Here is a 22,940-nt window from a genome sequence, read left to right as displayed (position 1 = left end):
TAAATTTTGTATGAATTTATACATATATCAAAAAATTATTGGAGATAATTAGAAGATGAAAAAAGAAAGAAGAGATATAAGAAAATCAAAAGAAGCAATAAAGCAAGCATTTATTAAACTAAGTATAAATAGTGATATTAGTAAAATTACTGTGAAAGAAGTTTTAGAATTAGCTGATGTAAGTAGAGGAACATTTTATGCACACTTTAAAGATATTTATGATGTTCAAGAACAAATAGAAGAAGAACTATTCAATAAATGTATAAGTCTAATGAAGGAAAGTAATATTTATGATATTGTTGAAAATCCATATCCTCAAATTTTAGAAATTGTTACCTTTTTCCAAGAACATGCAAACACAATTAAAAATTTATCTTGTAATGGTAAAAGTACATCCTTTTTTTATAAATATAAAGAAATACTGAAAAAAGGCATTCAAGAAAGTAGTCATACAATAGAAGATAAAAAAACAGTTGATATTTTGGATGCTTGTATTATAGGAGGAATTATAGATGGCTGTTTAGAAATGATTTCTAAAGAATATAGTGGAAATAATTCAGAAGCAGCAGAAAAAACTGCAAAAATTATTAGTATATTTATTACAAAAGGTATGCATGGGCTGAAAAATAAAATATAAAATAAAAATTCCTATGGTATCATTAAAAAACCATAAGAATTTTTATTAATTATGGTTATAATTATTAATTAATTAGAACCATAAACTTCTTCTTTTGTATAACATTTGCTATCAATTAGTATCTTATCTAAATTTTCTTTTATAACCAAGCGTCCAATAATAAGACTCGCTGATATTGGTTTTTCACTACCATTATCCAAAGTGTCAGTATAGTTAATTCTTTCTCCTCTAGCCACGTAATAGGCTTCATTTATAGCGGTTTATGCTAATACCTTTCCGTCCATATATAGTACTTGATTGTGTTCCTGCAATGATTTGTTTCACTGCTTCTAACTGGGCATCCATATCTGTAGTATCTTTAGGTCTTATAATTAAGACATATATACTACTGTCAATTAGCTCTATGTACACTTCATTTTGTGTTTTTCTATCTTTAATAGAACTAAGACATATATCAATTTCAACACCAAGTTCTTTTGCTAGTTTTTCCATATATCAAAAACCGTTAAAATAATAGATTCTATTGGCTATTTATATAAATATTTTATTTTAAAATAAAATTCATATTATCAAACTAATATTTAAAAAGATTAATACATATCTATATAATCTGTAAAAAATCAATATGAAGATTACTTCTTTTTTATTTAGTAGAATTATAGTTGTTAATACATATAAATAATGTCTCAAAATAAACTACAAAATTCATTTTGAGACATATATTTTTATCTTATTCTTAATTTACTATTTACTCATATCTTTAGATTTATCTATGCAAGCGACAATAGATTTTATAACTGCTGATCTAAATCCTTCTTCTTCTAACACTTTAACTGCTTCTATAGTAGTTCCTGCTGGAGAACAAACCATATCTTTTAATTCTCCTGGATGTTTTCCAGTTTCAAGAACCATCTTAGCTGAGCCCATAACAGCTTGAGATGCAAATTTATAAGCTTGCTGTCTTGGCATACCAGCTAGTACTGCTGCGTCTGCAATAGCTTCTATAAACATAAATACATATGCAGGAGAAGAGCCACTAATACCTGTAACTGTATCCATTAAATATTCTGCTACTATTTCTGCTTCTCCGAATGATTCAAATAGAGCTTTAATCATATTCAATTCTTCATCAGTAACATTTGAATTTTTACAAAGAGCTGACATACCTTCTCCAACAAGTGCTGGAGTATTTGGCATTACTCTTACTATCTTTTTATCTGAACCTATAATACTTTCAAGAGTTTCTATAGTTTTTCCTGCTGCTATTGATACTATTATTTTACTTGCATCTATTAATTCTTTAAGTGGAGCTAAAGCTTTTTCACATATATTAGGCTTAAGTGCTACTATCACTACATCTGAATTTGCAACAGCCACCTTTGAATCAGTTGTAGTATTTATTCCAAATTGTTCTTTTACTTTATCTAAAGCAACTTGACTTAAGTCTGATACAGTTATATCTTCTGCTTTTACTAATCCTGATTTTACTATACCACCTATCATTGCACTTCCCATATTTCCTGAACCAATAAATCCTAAAGTTTTCATATCAAATCTCCTCTTTTTCTATTAGTTTTTATTTTAAAGTAGCTAAATTTATAATATTTTAACTGCTTAAAATTATCTTAGTTATTATAAAATATAATTTTATTATGATTATTATAAATTACTTCTTTATATAGTTTATTAAATATAAATTTAACGATTTTTTCATTAAACTCAACGAGCTAACTTCCCATCCAGAAAGTTAGCTCAGAATTAATCTAAAATTTTTTAAAATGGTATCTGGTAATATATACTATTATACCAGTTACATTTTTATATAGTAAGAAGTTTTATTTACAAACAATCCTAGAATGTTTGCTCAGTTCTACCTATTATTTCATCTTGTAATGTTCTACTTAAATTGTTGAAATGGTCACTATATCCTGCAACTCTAACTATTAAGTCTTTGTAATCTTGAGGATTCTTTTGAGCCTCTAATAATACATTTTTATCAAATACATTGAATTGTATATGATGTCCATCCATATTAAAGTATGCTCTTACTAGATTAGCCATGTTGTCTAATCCTTTTTCACCTTGTACTACTGATGGTGCAAATCTTTGATTTAACAATGTTCCACCAGTTTTTATATGGTCCATCTTAGCACAAGATTTTATAACTGCTGTAGGTCCATTAGTATCTCCACCTTTTTCTGGAGAGATTCCTTCTGAAACTGGCTTTGCACAAAGTCTACCATTTGCACTTGCTCCCATAATTTCTCCAAAGTATACATGGCAAGTAGTTGGCAACATATCTACTCTATATTCTCCACCACAAACAGTTGGTCTACCAGTTACTTCATTGTAATATGCATTAAATATTTCTTCCATTATTCCATCAGCATAATCATCATCATTTCCATACTTAGGAGTTTTATTTGAAACTATATTAAGTATAGCTTCATATCCTTCAAAGTTAGAATCAAGTGCCTTAAGTAATGTATCCATATCAAATTTTTTCTTGTCAAATACATTATATTTTATTGCTGTTAAACTATCTGTTATAGTTCCTATACCAACACCTTGTATATATCTAGTGTTATATCTTGCTCCACCTCTTTGATAGTCTTTACCTTTTGCTATACAATCATCAACTATTGTAGACATAAGTGGGCAAGGCATATGTTTTGCACATATATTTTCTATTACAGCATTTCCTTGTATTTTTATATCAATCATATAATGTAACTGCTTTTTAAATGCGTCAAATAATTCTTCATAAGATTTAAAATCTCTAGGGTCTCCAGTTTCAATACCTATTTGCTTTTTCGCAATTGGGTCATAACCGTTATTTAGTGTTAATTCAAGTATTTTTGGAATATTCATATATCCAGTTAAAACATATGCTTCTTTACCAAAACATCCAGTTTCAACACAACCACTAGTTCCTCCAAGTCTTGCATCTTCTATAGTTTTACCAGCTTCCATAAGCTCTTGAACTATTGCTTCAGTATTATAAAATGCTGGTTGACCCCATCCTTTTCTTGATATTTCACAAGCTCTCTTTAAGAATTTTTGAGGAGTCTTTTTACTTATTTGAACATTTGAACTAGGTTGTATTAATTTCATTTCATCCATAACATCAAGTATTATATAACTAACTTCATTAACACCATCTTGACCATCTGGATTTATTCCACCAGTATTTATATTTGCAAAGTCTGTATATGTGCTACTCTCTTTCAGTGTTATACCAACTTTTGGTGGTGCTGGTTGATTGTTAAATTTAACCCATAAACATTCAAGTAATTCTTGTGCTCTATCTCTATCTAATATTCCATTTTCTACATCTCTTTCATAAAAAGGATTTAGATGTTGGTCTAGTCTTCCTGGAGTAAATGCATCCCATATATTAAGCTCAGTAGTAACCCCTATATGAACAAACCAGTACATTTGTATAGCTTGATGATAAGTTTCTGGTTTATGAGCTGGTACAACATCACAAGTTTCAGCAATTAACAATAAGTCTTTTTTCTTAGCTTCATCAGTTTCTTCTTCTGCCATTTTTCTTGCCTTTTCAGCATATCTCTTTCCTAATATAACCATTGCATCACAAGCTATTGCCATAGCTTCTAAATCAGCTTTTTTATTATATGCATCTAAGTCATTAAGGAAATCTAATTCTTTTAGTCTTGCTTCTATATCTTTCTTTAAATCTAAAAATCCTTTTTTATATATTGTATCTCCACAAACTGTGTGTCCTGGAGCTCTTTGTTCCATAAACTCTGTAAACATACCTGCTTCATATGCTGCTAACCATTCAGGTGTCATAGCATTTATTATCTTATCTCTGGTTTGTCTCTTCTTCCAGAAAGGTATTATTTCCTCTTGATGTATTTTTCTAGATTCTTCAGACACACTAAAATTTATTATGTCTCTATTATGCATTACTTCTAAATCTTCCATTGTATGACAACAAATTTCTGGATATGTTGGTGCTCCATTAGGTGAATCTCCTTTTTCGCCTACTATTAATTCTCCATCATTTATACTAAGAGTTCTGTTTTCAATGTAATGTTTAAATGATAAAGCACGAAGTACAGGAATTTCTACACTTCCTTCATATTTTTTATAAGCTTCTGTCATAAGTACTGCTCTTTCAATAGATATGTGTGGTTCTGCATTAACACTTTCTTCTCTTAATTTTTTAGTTCTTTCAAAAGTTCCTCTTAACATTTTATTACCCCCCAATCTTAGTATTGAAATTACTTGCTTCAAACAGCCTTTTTATTTCTTCTAATTTTTCTTCAGTAGGTCTTTGTAACTCTTCTCCTTCATACTTTTTATAAATTTTATAATACTTATGTTTACCAATGTTATGATATGGAAGAAGACTTACATCTTTTATATTCAAAGGCTTTAAAAACTCTATCATTTTTTTAACCTCTAAATTTTCATCATCTACATTTACTCCTACAATTAATGGTATTCTTATATTTATATTAGCTCCTGATTCACTCAAAAGTTTAACATTTTTAAGTATTAAATCATTTGATTTTCCTGTAAATTTTATATGTTTTTCCTCATCAATAAGTTTAATATCGTATAAGAACAAATCTGCACATTCAGCAACTCTTTCGTAATTTTCTGACTTTGCATATCCACAAGTATCAATTGCCACATGAATTCCCTTTGATTTACACATGTTTATTACTCCACAAATAAAATCCATATCTTGAGCCATTACTTCTCCACCTGATAAAGTTACTCCTCCACCTGATTCTTCATAGAAAATTCTATCTTTTTCTATCTCTTTAACCAGTTCTTTAACAGAATACTCTTGACCTACTATTTCTCTAGCATTGTTTATACAATAATCTAAACAAGTTTCACAAAACTCACATTTTTCTTGGTCTAGACATATTTTTGTTTTACCTTTGTAAATTGCTTTGTGAGGACATATATTTATACATGCTTCACATCTTGAACATCTCTCTTCATTATACAAAACTTGTTTTGTATATGTTTGACTTTCTGGATTATGACACCAAACACATTCAAGTGGGCATCCTTTAAAAAAAACTGTACTTCTTATCCCTGGACCATCATGTATACTACATTTTTGTAAATTTATAACTAATGGATTCATAATTTTTTCACCCCTAAAGAATATCCATTCCTTTTTTTTATCTTTATGTAATTCATCTTCATAGGTTATTTCTATGAAAAGCATTTCTACAATTACATAATACTATATTCGTTATTATTTTGTCTATATTTTTTTAGTAATATTAAAAATTTTTATTTTATTATGATATTTATATTGATTTTATAAATTAAATTTAAATATTTATTAATTTTATTTTTATAAGTAAATATAGATAATCTCTATAAACAATATGTTATTTTAATTAATTTAGATATATATACTATAAAAATTAAATAAAAACAGAGACTACACTTTACCATGTAGTCTCTGTTTCTCTAGTAACATTTAGAATTTTACATTTATTGTTACTGCTTTTCCGCCTCTATTTAATGTAATTTTTGTGCTAGCACCTTTTGAGAAAGTATATAACTTTTTATTAAGGTCATTCATACCAGTTATATCTGCATCTCCTACTTTAGTTATAATATCCCCTACTTTTACTCCTGCTTTTTCTGCTGATGAACCAGATATTACTTCTGCAACATATACTCCTTTGTCAGTACTTAATTTTGTACCTGTAGCTGCTTCATAATTTGATACATCTGTCCCTTTTATACCTAAAGTTACTTTTTCATATTTTCCAGTTTTTATTACTTCTTCAACTATACTTTTAGCTGTATTGATTGGTATCGCAAATCCTAACCCTTCTGCTTGAGAAGCTTTTGCTGTATTTATACCAATTACTTGACCTTTTTGATTTAACAATGGCCCTCCACTATTTCCTGCATTTATACTTGCATCAGTTTGTAATAACCCTGTCATATTAGTTTTTTCTGTTTGTATAGTTCTATCTAATCCACTTATTATACCTTGAGTAACTGTCTTTTGGAAGTCTAGTCCAAGTGGGTTACCTATTGCTATTGATATATCTCCAACTTTTACTTTATCACTATCTGCAAATTCAGCTGGTGTTAATCCAGTTTTATCAACTTTAACTATGGCCAAATCAAGTTGTTGGTCAAACCATACCACTTTACCTGATGTTGTTGAACCATCATTAAATAAAACATTAACACTAGTTGCTTGGCCATCTGATATAACATGAGAATTAGTAAGTATATATCCATTTGAATCTACTATAATCCCAGTTCCTACTCCTTGTGTTTCAGTTGGTATTGCAAACATATTACTAGTATCGACGCTAGTTGTCGTAATACCTACAACAGATGGTGTTGCCTTTTCTGCAACTGCTTGGTAAATGTTTTGGCTCTTTCCATCATCATTTACAACTATGGGCGTAGAACTTCCTGTAGATTTACTTCCTAAATTATCTTTAACTAAAATTATTGTTAGCAAACTACTAAGTATTGAACTTATTATAGCGACTAATATTACTAAACTTATACCTTTCTTTCTTCTTGACATCTCATACCACTCCCTATCTAAATATAATATAAATTATCAAAATATATTTTTCCCAATTTTCCATAAAAAAATGAAATCATCTATTTTGAGTAAACTCTCTTTCGATGATTTCATTATATTATTCTAATCTTAATTAAACCTTAACTATCTAAAATTATTTAAGTCTTTTTTCTAATTCTTCTTTTTCTTTTTCATAACCTGGTTTTCCTAGTAAAGCAAACATATTTTTCTTGTATGCTTCTACTCCTGGTTGGTCAAATGGATTAACTCCTAGTAAATATCCACTTATTCCACAAGCTTTTTCAAAGAAATACACTAAATATCCAAAATTATACTCATCTAATTTAGGTATATTTATTACCAAGTTAGGCACTTTTCCATCAGTATGTGCTAATAGAGTACCTTCAAAAGCTTTATGATTTACAAAATCTACAGTTTTGCCTGCTAAATAATTTAAACCATCTAAATCTACTTCTTCTGAATTTATAGTTATATTTCTCTTAGAACTTTCAACATTAAGTACTGTTTCAAATAAAAGTCTTTTTCCATCTTGAATATATTGTCCCATAGAATGTAAGTCTGTTGAAAAATCTACAGAAGCAGGAAATAATCCTTTATTTTCTTTTCCTTCACTTTCTCCATAAAGTTGTTTCCACCACTCACTCATATAATGTAGTTGAGGTTCATAGTTAACCAATAACTCTACATCTTTTCCTTTTCTATGTAAAATTGTTCTAGCTACAGCATATTTATAACTGTCATTATTTTTTAAGTCAGAATTTTGAAATGCTTCACGAGCATCATTTGCACCATTCATTATGGCATCAATATCAAGTCCTGCAGCTGCAATAGGAAGTAATCCAACAGCTGTCAATACAGAAAAACGACCACCTACATCATCTGGTATTACAAAAGTCTCATATCCTTCTTCTGTAGCTAATTGTCTAAGCGCCCCTTTACTTGAATCTGTTGTTGCATATATTCTCTTTCTAGCTTCTTCTTTTCCATATTTTTTTTCTAAATAATTTTTAAATATTCTAAAAGCAAGAGCTGGCTCTGTAGTAGTACCTGATTTAGATATTACATTTACAGAAACATCTTTACCTTCAATTACATCTAGTAAATCCATAATATATGTTGAGCTTATGTTATGACCTACAAAATATACTTCAGGAGCATTTCTTTGCTCTTTTTTAAGCCCATTTCTAAAAGAATGACTTACCATGTCTATCGCAGCTCTTGAACCCAAATAAGAGCCTCCTATACCGATTACTAGAAGAACCTCTGAATCAGATTTTATCTTCTCAGCAGATTTTTTTATTCTAGCAAACTCTTCCTTATCATAATTTTTAGGAAGGTCTATCCATCCTAAAAAAGTATTTCCTAAACCAGTTTTATTATGTAACATATCATGTGCCACATCTACATACGGCTGCATGACATCTATTTCTTTTTGGCAAAAAAATTCCGTAGCTTTACTATAATCAAAATTTATTTTTCCCATTTAAATCCCTCTTTTCAGCATATGCGTTTTACAGAGATTATAACATAAAATCTAGGTGTTTTTTTAAAAAGTTTGCCACAAAATAATGCATATATCCTCAAGCATTATTAGGAAATCGATTCTTCTAAATATTACAACTATTTGTCAATTATAAAATTTTAATTAAATAAATGAATAGTCCAATAGCAAAATGTTATCTTTTTATTTCTCTCATATATATAAAATGTAACTTATTATAAATGTATTTTTCTTAATAATAATCTGTTGATTAAAATAATTAAGAATGTTATGCTAATTGTAATTATTAAAAGGGAAAAGAGGTAATTTAATATGTTTAAGCAAAGATTATTTAAGTTATTATCTAGCACATTGGTACTTAGTATGTTATTTACAGCTACTCCAAATATTGCTTTTGCTGATAATGACACAAAAAACATCTCTGATAAGTATCAAAGCTCTGATATAGAGTTAAATGATTATAGTAAAGGTTCGGAGTCTTACACAAAAACTAGAGCTCTTGCTAAAGAGAAAATTCAAACTTTACTATCTAAATATGGAGCTGTAAGCGCTCAATATGCTCTAATTGATAATGGTAAAATTGAGATTTCTGGAAATGGTGGAGTATACAGCAAACAAGATAATAAAAATTTAACTAAGGATAATATGTACAATATTGCCTCTATCAGTAAAGTATTTACTACTACAGCTGTTATGAAGTTGGTTGAACAGGGAAAAGTAAATTTAGATACTCCTGTTGTAAAATATATACCTGAATTTAAAATGGCTGATGATAGATATAAAGAAATCACTCCAAGAATGTTATTAAATCACTCATCAGGGCTAATGGGAAGTAGTTTTAAAAATGCCCTTTTATTGGGAGACAATGATTCTTATAATCATGATAATTTCTTAGAAGAATTAAAGAAACAAAGATTAAAAGCTAAGCCAGGAGCTTTTTCTGTTTATTGTAATGATGGATTTACTTTAGCTGAAATTTTAGTAGAAAGAGTATCTGGTATGTCATTTACTAATTTTCTTGATAAATACATAAACAATCCACTTAACTTACAAAACACAAAAACTCCAGAAAATAGCTTTGATAGTTCAAAACTTGCAAAAGCCTATGTACCTTATTGGGAAGATGCAGTTCCACAAGATAACCTTAATACTATAGGTGCAGGTGGTTTATATTCAAGTGCAGAAAATCTATGTACATTTGCACAAACATTTATGAAAAAATCAAATGGAATTCTTTCTCCTGCTTCAGTAAAAGCTATGGAAAGTAAAGAATATTTAAATGGTCTATGGCCTGAGGGAGAAGACTCTATCCTTGGATATGGTTTAGGATGGGATTGTGTCAACACTTATCCATTTAATCAATATAATCTAAAAGCACTTACAAAAGGTGGAGATTCTTTATTATTCCATAGTAATCTTACAGTGCTTCCAGATGAAAATATGGCAGTTGCAGTTGTTTCTTCTGGTGGAAGTAGTCAACTTAACGAAGTAATCGGACAAGAAATTTTACTATCTGCATTAAAAGAAAAAGGTAAAATTAAAGAAATAAAACCTGATAAAACATTTAGTAAGCCACAACAAGTCAAAATGCCAAGTTACTTAAAAGAAAATAGTGGACTTTATGCTTCTTCAAATATGCTAAAAGTTGATGTTAATGATAATGGTACTCTAACAGTATCTTCTCCATACATAGAAAATGGACCTGAAGATAAATATGTATACATAGGTCAAGATAGATTCGTATCTGAAAAAGGTAATAGTTGCCTAAAATTTGTAAAAGAAAAAAATAATATCACATATTTAAATATGAGCTCTTATGATGATGTTCCTGGATTAGGTCAGACAGCAAGTTTATACTATGTAGCTCAAAAGGTAGATGACAATAATATATCAAATAGTGTCAAAGAAGCATGGGAAAAAAGAGGTGAAAAAGGTTACTATCTAGTAGATGAAAAATATACTTCTCAATACTATATGTTTGGCTCTGTTAAAGCAATGCTTGGTGTTTCTGATAAAACTCCAGGTTTTTTAGCTAATACTAAAATAATAGATGAGAATAATTCAAATGCTTTTATAGAAATACCTGGTGTAATGGGTCGTGATTTGAGTGATATCAAACTGTATAAAGAAAATGGTACAGAATACCTAAAATTTGCAACACAAACATATGTAAGTGAAGATTCCCTAACTAATTTATCATCAGAAAAATCTTTTACATATCAAATAGATTCAAAAGGGTATGCAAAATGGTACAAAATTGGCGATGATATAGCAAATAAAAAAATAGAAGTTAATCTTCCTCAAAATTCATCTTTTGCAGTTTATGATGATAAAGGAACTCCTGTAAATTACTCTTTAGTGACAAAGAATAATAGAGTTAGATTGCCAAAAGGAGGCGTAATAGCTTTCTTAGGAAGTCCAAATGCCAAATTTGAAGTTACATACCAAGATGAAGTAAATGCAAATGCATTAACAGGAACTGATAGATATGAAACTTCTATTAAGATAAGCCAAGCAGGTTGGGAAAACGCTGAAAATGCCGTTTTAATAAATGATTCTGCAATTGCAGATGCTTTGGCTGCAACACCATTTGCATATAAAAAAGATGCTCCTATATTGTTAACTGGAAGTTCTCAAATAAATGAGAAGACTTTAGCTGAATTAAAGAGATTAAAAGTTAAAAATGTATATGTAATCGGTGGTGAAGCTTCTGTAAACGAAAAATCTTTAGATACTATAAAGTCAGATAATATGTCTGTATCTAGAATTTCAGGAAATGATAGATATGAGACTTCTCTAAATCTTGCTAAAGAATTAAAAGGAATTAGTAATATATCAAAAATATCAGTAGTTAATGGTGAAAAAGGATTAGCAGATGCAGTAAGTATTGGTGCAGCATCAGCTCAAAATGATATGCCTATAATACTTACTAATGAAAATAGTAATATAACTGAAATAAATGATTTATTCAAAGATAAAAAAATAGATAAATCTTATATAATAGGTGGAGAATATACAGTTTCTAAAAATATAGAAAACAAACTTAAAAATCCACAAAGAATATCAGGTAGTACTAGAAATGAAACAAATGCAAAAGTAATAAAAGAGTTCTACAAGGATTCTAATATAAATAACCTATATGTAGCTAAAAATGGAATCAATAAACAAGATGATTTAATAGATGGTTTATCTGTTGGGGTTTTAGCTGGAAAAACTAAATCTCCTGTAATACTAGTAGGAAATTTACTAGACTATAGTCAAAAAGAACTATTTAAAACTATGAGATTTAAATCAGTAACACAAATTGGTGGAAATGGAAATGAAAATTCATTTAAACAAATTAAAGAAATAGCTTAATATTTTGATTATAAAATATACAGTGTTATAAACAAATTGTATCGCCATTAGACATTAAAACAATTATTCTTTATGATGATTCATTAAGAATAATTAGCCTAAATTTTAAAGGAGTTGAACTTAAAATTTGATTAGAAAAAATCAATTTTAAGACAACTCCTTCTTTTTTGTTCATTATCTATTTTAATTCTTATTTTATTTTAAATTACTATTTTTAATCAGTTCCCAATCTCTTAGCTATAACTTGTTGTGCTATATTAACAGCGTGGTCAGATATTCTTTCTAGATTACTTATTACATCTAAATAAATAACTCCATTTTCTATACTACATAAATTATTATTCAATCTATACATATGATTAGCTCTACAAGACTTCTCCATTATATCAACTTGCTCTTCAATTTTTATAACCTTACAGGCTAAATCCACATCATCAGTTCTCATTGACTCTAAAGCATAAGTATAAGCTGAAACAACTTTATTGTACATAATATCAAGTTCAGCTTGTCCTTCTTCAGAGAAAGAAATATTTGAATCTATTGCAACTTGAGATAATTCAGCTATATTTTTAGCATGGTCACCAATTCTTTCTATATCATTAACTGTATTAAATAAGGTGTCTACAACTTCTCTAGAATTATCATCTAAAGGTGCCTTTGAAAGTTTAAGCAAGTAATTTAAGATAGCTTTTTGTAAATCATTTATTAGTTTTTCACGTCTGTATGTCTTATCTATTTTTTCAGTTGAATGTTCTACTAACGCTTCCATAGATGCATTTAAGCTTTCCTTAGCTTTTTCTCCCATACGAAGTGCTTCTTTTATCGTATTGGCAAGAGCTATGGAAGGAGTTTCTATCATTCTATCATCTATATATTTAATAGTCTTAGCTTCATCTTCATCTGCATCACCAGCTTTATCAGGAACAAGCTTAATGGCTAGTTTTATGATAACCTTTGTAAATGGTAGAAGTATTAAGACGGATATAATATTAAACAATGTGTGTGTATTAGCTATTTGTCTTGCAACATTACTTGGGTCCCAACTTGTAACTAAATTTACAATTGGTTTATTCAACAACAATAAGAATATTACTGTTCCCAAAACATTGAAGATTAAATGCATCATAGCTGCTCTTCGTGCATTTTTATTAGCACCAATACTTGATAGCAATGAAGTTACACATGTACCAATATTTTGACCATAAAGAATTGGTAATGCTGCTGCTAGTGGTATTAAACCTTCTGCTGCTAATGCAACCAACATACCCATAGATGCACTTGAACTCTGTATTATTGCTGTAATACCAAATCCTAATAATAGTCCAAGTAGCGGATAATTACCAAATGTAACAAGTAAATCAGTGAACCCTTGATAGTCCTTTAATGGTTCAACTGCCATTTTCATAAAATCCATACCTGTAAATAATATCCCAAAACCTATAAGTATCTCGGCTATATTTTTTATTCTAGGTTTATTTCCAAATAAATAAAGTATAATACCTATACCTAATGCTACTGGAGCCATTCCAGCTAAATCAAAAGATACTAATTGGGCTGTAACAGTAGTACCTATATTAGCACCCATTATAACCCCTATTGCTTGTTTTAAAGTCATTATGCCTGCATTTACGAAACCAACAACCATTACAGTAGTAGCACTTGAACTTTGTATTACTGCTGTAACTCCTGTACCTACTAAAACTCCCATAAATAGATTACTAGTAAGTAATTTTATTATCTTTTTTAATTTTGTCCCAGCAGATTTTTGCAGACCTTCTCCCATAAGGTTCATACCATATAAGAACAGCCCTAATCCACCCATTAGACTTATTATAATATTCAAATTATTTCCTCCTTGTAAAGAGATTACTATATTTAAAAATTTTATAACCTATTGTATTTTATCAAATTATAGGAGTAGTAATGTTAAATTCATGTTAAATATTAAAAAATCATTAAGTTTATGTTAAATTTTTGTGTTATTAGCATATTTTTGTATTATTTTTTCTGAACATTTTATACCATCTACTGCTGCTGTGACTATTCCACCTGCATATCCAGCACCTTCACCACAGGGATATAAATTTTTAATACTTATTGACTCCAAACTGTTTTCATCTCTTACTATTCTTATTGGTGATGATGACCTAGTTTCTACACCAGTTAAGACTGCATCATGCATTGCAAATCCATTTAATTTTTTATCAAGAGATATAAATGCTTCTCTCATAGTTTCTACCACAAAACTAGGCAAACATTCATTGAGATTTGTAAGCTTGTATCCAGGTTTGTATGATGGTTCAACACTTCCTAAATTTTCAGAAGTCTTATTATTAATAAAATCTCCAACAAGTTGAACTGGCGCATTGTAATTTTTACCACCTAATTCAAAAGCTAATTTCTCATATTTTTGCTGAAAATGAACCCCTGCTAGTGGATTATCACTATCAAAATCTTCTGGAAGTACATTTACTAGAAATGCACTATTAGCATTTATTTTATCTCTTGCATGTTCACTCATTCCATTTGTAACTATTTCAAAATCATTTGATGCAGATGCTATGACACTGCCTCCTGGACACATACAAAAAGTATATGCTGTTCTTCCATTTGAGACATGTTCTATAAGTCTATAATCAGCAGCTCCTAGTCGAGGATGATTATAAAATTCCTTATACTGTGCTTTATTTATCAAGTCTTGAGGATGTTCAATTCTAGCTCCTATTGCAAATGGTTTCTGAATTATTTTTACACCTCTTGAATGCAACATCTCATAAGTATCTCTTGCACTATGCCCAACAGCTAATATAACTGCATCTGTATCTATTTTTTCACTATCATTTACAATTACAGATTGTATAGAATTATTTAATACAACTATATCTGTAACTTTTGAATCAAATTTAACTTGTCCACCTAGATTTATTATTTCATTTCTTATATTTTTAACTACACTTTTTAATATATCTGTACCAACATGTGGCTTATGTGAATATAATATTTCATCTGGTGCTCCAAACTGAACTAATTCTTCTAGCACTTTTCTACATCGTATATCTTTTATTCTAGTTGTGAGTTTCCCATCTGAAAAAGTTCCTGCTCCACCTTCTCCAAATTGAACATTTGAATTATTTTTAAACTTTCTAGTCGTCCAAAAATTACTTATGTCCTTAGTTCTACTATCAACATCAAGACCTCTTTCAAGTATAATTGGTTCATAACCCATTTGAGCCAAAATAAGCCCTGCAAATAGACCAGCTGGTCCACTTCCAATTACTAAAGGTCTATTATTCAATTTTTTATGACCCATAGCTACATTTACATATTTTACATCTTTTATTTTTGTTACATCTTTTATTTTTGAGCTTAGTATTTTACTTTCATCTCTAACTTCTACATCTACAGAATAAACAAATTCCATCTTCCCTTTTTTTCTAGCATCTATAGATTCTTTATATATACTATATTTTATTAAGTTTTTTTCTTTTATTCTTAATTTCTTAAGTACAATATCTTTTAATAAAGATATATCTTTATCGATTCCAAGTTTTATATTAGATACCCTTAACATATTGTTTTCCTCTCTTAGATTATAATATAAAAAAGCTAGGGTTACTCCTAGCTTTCTACAAATATAACTTCTATATTCTCTTTTACTAGATTTTCTACCCAAATTTCGTCTAGCACAAATTTCTTTATTTTGTCTACAATAAGTTCTTTACCCAAATCTTTTTTTAGATTTTTTACTAAAACCATTGCTTCAACTGATTTATTCAATCTTTCAACGTATAAAGAATTAACTTTAATTAATATAACCCTTAATTCACATATATATAAATCTTCACTACCTAAAGTGATTTCATCATCGTATTTATATACACTAAATTCATATATGTTTTCATATGGTGTTATATTTTCTATACCAATAAACTCCATTAACTTATCCTCTTTTAGTTATAAGGCCTCTTATAACTTTCATGTTATTAAATACCTTTTCTAAGAAGTTTTCTGCTTCTTCATTATCCAAAAGATTTATTTCAAGATTTTCATTTTCTACAATATTTTTAGATTTGCAGTACTCCTTAGCAACTTCTACTAGTTCATTTTTTCTATCCATAGATAAATCGAACTCTTTATAGTCTATTATTATATATTGTTTAGTATCAGGTGATACACCATTATTATATCCTATTTCTATATGATAAATAACTGCATATATTTCTTCTCCGTCGTATACAGGTACTGCTGGGTTAGATTTTATAAAGTTTGTTGATACAGCAATTGCATTTCCTAAACTAAGACTCATTATTAATACCTCTTTCTACACATTATACATATATTATACTATAGATTCTTTATCTATGACTTAAAGCTTTTTATAATTAATTAAGATATTTTTAAATCTTTGTATCTTTTTCCTAATGTACTAGAGCTTATATCATATTTTTTTGATATTTGCACTTGAGTTATAGGTTGTCCTGCTTCTTTCTTAACATAGTACTCAACAGCAGCTGCCCAACCACTTTCAGCTCCTTTTATATTTTCATGACTTTTCTTATATTCATTCCAGAACTCTATACATGCATCTATATTTTCTTTTTCCACATTTTCTTTAAGAGTATCTAAAACTTTACATTCTACTTCAGCTAATTCACCTTCTAAATTAACTTTTTTACTATCATTTTTATCTCTTTCTCTTTTTAAATATTCGGCTATACTTGGGTCTAAAAGCTGTTGTATATATTTATATAATACATGTGTATGATAAATTAAGAACGTCTTCATATCTTTATATAGGTCTTTATATTGATTAAATAAATTCATAACATCATTTAAAATTATATCTTTAACTTCATTTGATATACTTATAGTTACATCTATTAATATATTAGTTCCTTCAACATCAATTATTCTAGCTATCATACAGCTTCCGATTTTAAAGCTTCTTAGAAGTTTTACATCTTCTGTGTAAAGTTCTTTCCCACTTAAACAATCTCTTAAAACTATTTTTCCTGTAGAAATTTCTTTTACTTCGTAAATGCTTACATAGGATTCAAACAAACTTTTTAATATTGAAATTTCTGATTGACTTAAGTTTGCACCATTCTCTTCAAGAAATCCAACCGTCATGACCTTTTTATTTTCCATTATGTGGTCTTGTATTAAATACGTATTAAAAAATCTTTCGAACTTTTCATTTACAGTATCATTTTGCATTATATAAAACATTTCTTTAGCTTTTTCACATTCATCTTTGAATCTATCCTGTCTTGAATAATCATATAATTTTGAATATAAATCTGTATATTGCTTTTGTGAAAGTTCAGTTTTTCTGCTTGCTCTTTCTGAAACAATATCTTTATTTAAACAACATTTCTTGTATTTTTTGCCACTTCCACAAGGGCATAGCTCATTTCTCCCTAACAATATGACTTCCACTCCCTTATTATTAAATTAAAGTACAATTTGTTATTATACCATTTTTTTATCAATCAATCTATAGTATAAGCAAATATTATCTCAAATTTACTTATATTTTGGTATAATATATTCACTTTAATTAGGATTTCGATAAAATCACTAACAATCCCTCTTACAGAAATGGATTATCGTAAAACTAATTCTTCTATAAAGTTTTATGAACTGATAATAGTTTTTTACTTTATCTATTCTTTTTTGTTATGTGACTCTAATTGTCATTTTACATTCTACAAGATTGTTTTTTTCTTGTTTATATTCGTTTGAAATGTTTTTGGCCTCAAGATTACTTGTTTTTAATTTATTAATTTCTATTTTTTCAATTTTATTATGTAACCTTAAGTTCTTCATTACACCTTCAAGTTTCAACACATTTTCAAGTTCTCCATTAACTTTTACTTCTAAATTAGTTTGTTTTTTACTGTAGTTGTCTAAGCTACTTTCTTGATTGATGTATTCCACATTTACAATATCTCTCAATTCATTTTCTACTAATAATACTATATCTTTATTTGTTTTTTTATCTAAAAATGAGTTATTAAAATTATTTTTTAATTTTGTATTACTATCTAATTCAACATTTTTTACATATCTATCATCTTTGTACCCATTACCTTTAATTTTGTAATTATCTTGTCGTTTTATTTCATTCACTATATTTTGTTTTTCTTTCTTCAAATTAGTTAGGTTCTCTTCTAGAGGTCTGGACATTACATTAACTACTAATACAATAATTAATATTAGCAATATTTTCATCAGATTTTTTTCTCTCTTATTTAATTTCAAAATTAATCACCTGTCTAACTTTTTATTCTAAATTTATAACATTCTCCATCTCTTATAATGCTGTCTATATAGTAATATTTTATGTAATTTATTTTTCTTAAATTATCTAAAATATCTAGATTATCACATACTCCTTCCATCTCCATTTTGTTTTTATCTATAGATATTTTAGTAATGTTATCTGTTCCAACTATTTCATATATTTTTTTAATTTCATCAAGCTTTATTCTAGAAAACTTTTCTTCTGTTTTTTCCAGATTTGGTACGGTATATTTAGATTCATTTATGGGTTTATTGTGACTTATATAATTTTCTAATTCATTTATAGATTTCATATACATAAACATTTTTAATGAAACACATATTAAAATTGATATTATCGTTATTTTATAGATTTTATTATATCGCTTAGTTTCTTTAAATCCATTTAAAAAATTTATTGTTTTATAAGCTTTCATTTAAATAATCATCCCTATACTGCTTATATAAGTTATACTAGTATCTCTTAAGCCCTTATCAAAATTATTTTCCACCCTTACTTTATTTTTTAATCTCAATGGATTTACTTCAGCAATTTTTTCTGTATCTTTAAAATACTCTTCTATAAAACAATTTTCTATACCATAATAATAAACATATTTAAATCTACTTATTAATTTTTTTACTGAGTCATAGGATTTTATTTCTTTTGATAATAGATATGTTTCTTCTATTTTTTTATTTTTTGTTATGTTTATAATAAATTGATTTTTTTTGCATTCTATAAACACTCCATCTTCTATAAAATTATCTATTAAATTTAAACTTATAAGTTTTTGTAGTATATCAAAATTTATGTTTATCGCTTTTGGGTTCATATTTAGACTTTCTGAAATGATTTTAATTACTTTGATAATATTTTTAGGAAAAAGAATTACTTGTATATTTAACTTATCCTTACTAGAGTTTATAATTTTATATTTTATTGAATAGTTATTTATGTTTATTGGAATATATTGTGTTATCTCAAATTCTATCATGTTTAATATGTCTCTTTTTTTCTTAGTATTCAATATCTCAATATTTCTAATAACTATGTCTTGAGTTTGAATATTAAAGTACAAATTTTTGTATGATTTTTTTATATTATTTATTTCATCTTTTACTAATTTTACTACATTTTCTACATATCCAGTTTTTTCAATCTCATCAATATCACTTTTAATATTAAAGCTTACTTCTTTTATAATAGATTTATCTATAAATATTTTTTTATAGTTTTTTCTTAAAAGTACAACCCTTATATAATCGTCATTTATTTCTAAAGTTAAAAATTTTTTAATTATAACCATCTCCTCCTTAGGTGATAATAGCTTTTAAATTTTATAACGCACAGTATATTTGATTTTTACAGAGACTATACAGTATTTATATAGACATATTTTAATTATACAAATACTTAATCTTTTATTTATGCATATATTAACTTTAAATAATCAATACCTATTTAAATCATTTAATTATGTTTTGAATTAAACTTAATATATCTACAATTCATTATAATTTAATACTAAAAATATCTTTACAATTTGACACTAAAAACGCATAAAAATAAATATTATCTTGGATAAAATTGTTTTGAGTTTACATTTACACTTATATCTGTACCATCATCACTTATAACAAGTTCAAACTTACCTGATGTACTTTGAGGAACTGGAACTGTACTTAGATAACCTTTTTCTTTAAGTGATTCTACACTTAGAGATTCCGCTATATTTTCATCATCATTAATAGCCATACTCGCTGCGGTTACTATATTAGCTGCGTTTGTATAATCCGCATTTATCTTAGCACTTTCTTGGACCTTACCATATTTAACTAATGCTATACTAGATATAACGCCTAAAATTGTTACTACTACAATCATCTCAACAAGTGTAAATCCTTTTCGTTTTTTATTTATCAATTAAATTTTCGCTCCTTTTTAAAAGTTTTATTTAGTAAAATTTATTTTTATATTAGAAACTAGTAATTGCATCAAACATTGGAATAACCATTGATAAAACAAAAACTCCAACAATAAATCCCATGAATACAATTATTACAGGCTCTACAAATTTCATTATCTGCTCTATTTTATTATTTAATTCATTTTCATAAAATCTGTTTATTACATCTAGACTCTTATCGAGTTTTCCACTTTCTTCACCTGTATTTGCCATTGAAACAAATAACTTAGGAAATATATTTGCTAGATTCAAAGACTTACCTATACTATTTCCTTTTTTTATATAATTATTAGAAATCTTTAGTCTCTCATAAATGAATTCATTATCTATGACACTTGCTGACATCTCTATTGCATCCACTATTTGTATTCCACTACTAAGCAAAATAGATAATGCCCTTGAAAATCTAGTTGTAGCTATTAATTGATTAACTCCTTTTAAAAAAGGTATTTTGAATTTAAATGAATTAATTAATTTCTTTAGGTTATTATTCATTATAAAAAAATAAATAGTTACTATTGAAATCAATATAAGACTAAGTATTAAATAACCTAGATGATTTGTAACTATTATAGAAATTCCTATTAAAACCTTAGTTATGAAAGGTGGTTCAATTCCATTACTGGCAAAAACCACCTGAAAATTTGGTATCACAAATATAAAGATAAATACTATTGATATTACAGATAATATGATAAGTATTATTGGATAGATTAAAATAGTTATTATTTTTATTTTTAATTTATATTCTTTATCGTAATAATTAGATAAATCGCTCATTATTATATCTAAGTTTCCGCTGGTTTCACCCGCTTTTATCATACTTATAAAAAATTTAGAAAATGTTCCTGTGATTTGAAATGATTCTGCTATGGAATTCCCATTTTGAATATGATTTGATACTGTATTAAACAAACTTTTTACTTTTTTACTAGATTGTCCTTCAATAATTTGAAATATCTTTGTAATTTCACATCCAGATTCTAGTAAAATACCTATCTCTTTGCAAATTACTCTAAGCTCTTTATTGCTAATCTTGTTTAATACTAAATGAATCTTGTCTAAATTATAAAATATACTTTCAGATGATTTCATGTATTATAATTCCTTCCAAATTATATTAATTATAATTAAATAAGCTCGATATTTTCTACTTTAATATGTTAATTTTATTTTATCTAGATACGATTTACAATCGAGACTTTTAATTAAAATCGATTGTATAAAGTTTAGTTGTACTATTAAATTGAATTAAATTATTTCATTTACCACTAAACATTCTTCTAATGTTGTTATTTTTTCATTTATTAGCCTTTGACAGCTATCTTCAAATGTTATCATTCCATTTTTTTGTGCTACTTCTTTAACAATACTAGAATCCTTCATATCCCTTATACATGTTTTTATATCATCATTGATTTCTAGAATTTCATAAATTGCTGTTCTACCAAAATAACCTTTGTCATTGCATTTTTCACAGCCTACAGCTACTTTAGTATTTACATCTCCACTAAAATCATCTTTTATCATAATCTCATGACTACAATGATTACAAACCTTTCTAACTAGTTTTTGAGATATTACACCTATAAGAGATGCATTTAAAAGATATGGTGGGATTTGCATTTCCAATAGTCTAGCTATAGAAGATACTGCATCATTAGTATGCAAAGTGCTTATAACTAAATGGCCTGTTATAGCGGCTCTTACTGCTATCTTAGCTGTTTCTGCATCTCTGATTTCTCCAACCATTATTATATCTGGGTCTTGTCTTAATATAGCTTTAAGACCTACGTCAAAACTCAACCCTACTTTTGAATTTACTTGTATTTGACTTATTCCATCCATCTTGTATTCTACTGGATTTTCTATAGTCATTATATTTTTGTTTATCCCTCTTAAATCATTTAATAAGGAATATACTGTAGTAGTCTTTCCACTCCCTGTAGGCCCTGTTACTAATAATATTCCAGCTCTTTTACTTATTATATGATTTATAGAATTTATCGCTTCTTCTGAAAATCCAAGTTCTGATTTATCTTTTAAAAAAGTATCTCTATTAAGGATTCTCAAAACAATTTTTTCACCATATACAGTTGGGATTGATGAAACTCTAATGTCAATTAAGCTATCATCTAGCTTTATGTCTACTCTTCCATCTTGAGGAAGTCTTTTTTCTGTTATGTCCATTGAAGCTTTTAATTTAACAACTGTAGCTAATGCTGGATAAACATCTATTAAAAATTTTGATATTTCTTTTAACTCTCCATCAACTCTCATTCTAACTATCAAATGCTCTTTAAATGGTTCTATATGTATATCACTTGCGTTCTCTTTTATAGCTTTCTCTATAAGATTTTCAAATAATTTTTTTGCATAATTTTCATCAAGTTCAAAGCTATTGTAATATTTTTCTATCTTCTCACTTATAAGTTCTCTTCTTTCTTTTTTTAATATAATTTCTTTCCCTGTTGCTAGTCTCAAGTCTTGTAGTGCATATATGTCTTCATCTTCTATTTCTACTACTAGATTATCATCTTGAAATTCCACTGGAAATACATTATATTTTTTTGCAAGTTTTTCTGGTATTAACATTGGTAAACTGCTTTC

20 protein-coding genes are annotated in these 22,940 nt (G+C 27.6%); 2 read left to right on the top strand and 18 right to left on the bottom strand.

All coding sequences use genetic code 11. From position 1 onward, the window contains the following. Positions 1-55: 55 nt before the first annotated feature. On the top strand, positions 56-637 hold the full coding sequence (locus IC174_RS00565) for a TetR/AcrR family transcriptional regulator (protein ID WP_227481859.1): 582 nt from the start codon (positions 56-58) through the stop codon (positions 635-637). 68 nt (positions 638-705) lie between these two features. Here IC174_RS00565 and IC174_RS00560 read toward each other — a convergent pair whose 3' ends face one another. The 7 genes from IC174_RS00560 to IC174_RS00530 form a co-directional block, all read right to left on the bottom strand. Continuing rightward, entirely contained in the window at positions 706-873 is a 168-nt protein-coding gene (locus IC174_RS00560; protein ID WP_227433676.1) for a hypothetical protein, read from the bottom strand. A 10-nt stretch (positions 874-883) separates the two neighbouring features. Further along, positions 884-1,129 carry a hypothetical protein gene (locus IC174_RS00555; protein WP_227481858.1) on the bottom strand — a complete coding sequence of 82 codons (246 nt, stop codon included), beginning with the start codon at positions 1,127-1,129 and terminating at the stop codon, positions 884-886. 252 nt (positions 1,130-1,381) lie between these two features. Further along, entirely contained in the window at positions 1,382-2,185 is an 804-nt protein-coding gene (gene proC / locus IC174_RS00550; RefSeq protein ID WP_227433674.1) for a pyrroline-5-carboxylate reductase, read from the bottom strand. A gap of 303 nt (positions 2,186-2,488) precedes the next feature. Continuing rightward, complete coding sequence (gene hypD / locus IC174_RS00545; RefSeq protein WP_227433673.1) at positions 2,489-4,858, bottom strand: trans-4-hydroxy-L-proline dehydratase; 2,370 nt, start codon at positions 4,856-4,858, stop codon at positions 2,489-2,491. A 4-nt stretch (positions 4,859-4,862) separates the two neighbouring features. After that, positions 4,863-5,771 carry a trans-4-hydroxy-L-proline dehydratase activase gene (locus IC174_RS00540; protein ID WP_227481857.1) on the bottom strand — a complete coding sequence of 303 codons (909 nt, stop codon included), beginning with the start codon at positions 5,769-5,771 and terminating at the stop codon, positions 4,863-4,865. 345 nt (positions 5,772-6,116) lie between these two features. Continuing rightward, on the bottom strand, positions 6,117-7,196 hold the full coding sequence (htrA, locus tag IC174_RS00535) for a serine protease HtrA (RefSeq protein WP_227481856.1): 1,080 nt from the start codon (positions 7,194-7,196) through the stop codon (positions 6,117-6,119). A 154-nt stretch (positions 7,197-7,350) separates the two neighbouring features. Beyond that, positions 7,351-8,700, bottom strand: a complete 1,350-nt coding sequence (locus tag IC174_RS00530) for a glucose-6-phosphate isomerase (RefSeq protein WP_227433670.1) — start codon at positions 8,698-8,700, stop codon at positions 7,351-7,353. Positions 8,701-9,030: 330 nt separating this feature from the next. On the opposite strand from IC174_RS00530, the gene IC174_RS00525 reads away from it, so the two are divergent. Further along, on the top strand, positions 9,031-12,075 hold the full coding sequence (locus IC174_RS00525; protein WP_227481855.1) for a serine hydrolase: 3,045 nt from the start codon (positions 9,031-9,033) through the stop codon (positions 12,073-12,075). Positions 12,076-12,289: 214 nt separating this feature from the next. Here the strand turns inward: IC174_RS00525 and IC174_RS00520 are convergent, their stop codons facing one another. The 11 genes from IC174_RS00520 to IC174_RS00470 form a co-directional block, all read right to left on the bottom strand. Continuing rightward, positions 12,290-13,918: a Na/Pi cotransporter family protein gene (locus IC174_RS00520; RefSeq protein ID WP_227435832.1), complete on the bottom strand. Its 1,629-nt coding sequence runs from the start codon at positions 13,916-13,918 to the stop codon at positions 12,290-12,292. A 123-nt stretch (positions 13,919-14,041) separates the two neighbouring features. Continuing rightward, on the bottom strand, positions 14,042-15,646 hold the full coding sequence (locus tag IC174_RS00515) for an FAD-dependent protein (protein ID WP_227481854.1): 1,605 nt from the start codon (positions 15,644-15,646) through the stop codon (positions 14,042-14,044). A gap of 47 nt (positions 15,647-15,693) precedes the next feature. Then, positions 15,694-16,011, bottom strand: a complete 318-nt coding sequence (locus IC174_RS00510) for a hypothetical protein (RefSeq protein WP_227481853.1) — start codon at positions 16,009-16,011, stop codon at positions 15,694-15,696. A gap of 4 nt (positions 16,012-16,015) precedes the next feature. Next, positions 16,016-16,381, bottom strand: coding sequence for a hypothetical protein (locus IC174_RS00505; protein ID WP_227435824.1), 366 nt, complete (start codon positions 16,379-16,381; stop codon positions 16,016-16,018). Between the two features lie 80 nt (positions 16,382-16,461). Continuing rightward, positions 16,462-17,502 carry a YecA family protein gene (locus IC174_RS00500; protein ID WP_227481852.1) on the bottom strand — a complete coding sequence of 347 codons (1,041 nt, stop codon included), beginning with the start codon at positions 17,500-17,502 and terminating at the stop codon, positions 16,462-16,464. Positions 17,503-17,754: 252 nt separating this feature from the next. Next, positions 17,755-18,339 carry a hypothetical protein gene (locus IC174_RS00495; RefSeq protein WP_227481851.1) on the bottom strand — a complete coding sequence of 195 codons (585 nt, stop codon included), beginning with the start codon at positions 18,337-18,339 and terminating at the stop codon, positions 17,755-17,757. Between the two features lie 14 nt (positions 18,340-18,353). Beyond that, positions 18,354-18,797 (bottom strand): hypothetical protein, encoded by a 444-nt coding sequence (locus IC174_RS00490; protein ID WP_227481850.1) that lies wholly within the window; start codon positions 18,795-18,797, stop codon positions 18,354-18,356. Beyond that, a complete protein-coding gene (locus IC174_RS00485; protein ID WP_227435807.1) occupies positions 18,798-19,670 on the bottom strand; it encodes a pilus assembly protein PilM in 873 nt (290 codons plus the stop codon). A gap of 266 nt (positions 19,671-19,936) precedes the next feature. Continuing rightward, positions 19,937-20,287, bottom strand: a complete 351-nt coding sequence (locus IC174_RS00480; RefSeq protein ID WP_227481849.1) for a type II secretion system protein — start codon at positions 20,285-20,287, stop codon at positions 19,937-19,939. 52 nt (positions 20,288-20,339) lie between these two features. Next, entirely contained in the window at positions 20,340-21,425 is a 1,086-nt protein-coding gene (locus IC174_RS00475) for a type II secretion system F family protein (RefSeq protein WP_227481848.1), read from the bottom strand. A gap of 156 nt (positions 21,426-21,581) precedes the next feature. Continuing rightward, positions 21,582-22,925: a GspE/PulE family protein gene (locus IC174_RS00470; protein ID WP_227481847.1), complete on the bottom strand. Its 1,344-nt coding sequence runs from the start codon at positions 22,923-22,925 to the stop codon at positions 21,582-21,584. Between the last annotated feature and the right edge of the window lie 15 nt (positions 22,926-22,940).

Origin of the sequence: Clostridioides sp. ES-S-0001-03 (assembly GCF_020676075.1) — a bacterium.
GTDB lineage: Bacteria > Bacillota > Clostridia > Peptostreptococcales > Peptostreptococcaceae > Clostridioides.
Note: the sequence above shows the minus strand (reverse complement) of the source record. Positions and strands in the feature narration are given on the sequence as shown.

Coding starts and splice junctions, on each gene's coding strand:
- htrA (WP_227481856.1), bottom strand. CDS start 7,196: ATGTCAAGAAGAAAGAAAGGTATAAGTTTAGTAATATTAGTCGCTATA.
- IC174_RS00490 (WP_227481850.1), bottom strand. CDS start 18,797: ATGAAAGCTTATAAAACAATAAATTTTTTAAATGGATTTAAAGAAACT.
- IC174_RS00525 (WP_227481855.1), top strand. CDS start 9,031: ATGTTTAAGCAAAGATTATTTAAGTTATTATCTAGCACATTGGTACTT.
- IC174_RS00555 (WP_227481858.1), bottom strand. CDS start 1,129: ATGGAAAAACTAGCAAAAGAACTTGGTGTTGAAATTGATATATGTCTT.
- IC174_RS00505 (WP_227435824.1), bottom strand. CDS start 16,381: ATGAGTCTTAGTTTAGGAAATGCAATTGCTGTATCAACAAACTTTATA.
- IC174_RS00515 (WP_227481854.1), bottom strand. CDS start 15,646: ATGTTAAGGGTATCTAATATAAAACTTGGAATCGATAAAGATATATCT.
- proC (WP_227433674.1), bottom strand. CDS start 2,185: ATGAAAACTTTAGGATTTATTGGTTCAGGAAATATGGGAAGTGCAATG.
- IC174_RS00485 (WP_227435807.1), bottom strand. CDS start 19,670: ATGGTTATAATTAAAAAATTTTTAACTTTAGAAATAAATGACGATTAT.
- hypD (WP_227433673.1), bottom strand. CDS start 4,858: ATGTTAAGAGGAACTTTTGAAAGAACTAAAAAATTAAGAGAAGAAAGT.
- IC174_RS00530 (WP_227433670.1), bottom strand. CDS start 8,700: ATGGGAAAAATAAATTTTGATTATAGTAAAGCTACGGAATTTTTTTGC.
- IC174_RS00540 (WP_227481857.1), bottom strand. CDS start 5,771: ATGAATCCATTAGTTATAAATTTACAAAAATGTAGTATACATGATGGT.
- IC174_RS00470 (WP_227481847.1), bottom strand. CDS start 22,925: ATGTTAATACCAGAAAAACTTGCAAAAAAATATAATGTATTTCCAGTG.
- IC174_RS00565 (WP_227481859.1), top strand. CDS start 56: ATGAAAAAAGAAAGAAGAGATATAAGAAAATCAAAAGAAGCAATAAAG.
- IC174_RS00475 (WP_227481848.1), bottom strand. CDS start 21,425: ATGAAATCATCTGAAAGTATATTTTATAATTTAGACAAGATTCATTTA.
- IC174_RS00510 (WP_227481853.1), bottom strand. CDS start 16,011: ATGGAGTTTATTGGTATAGAAAATATAACACCATATGAAAACATATAT.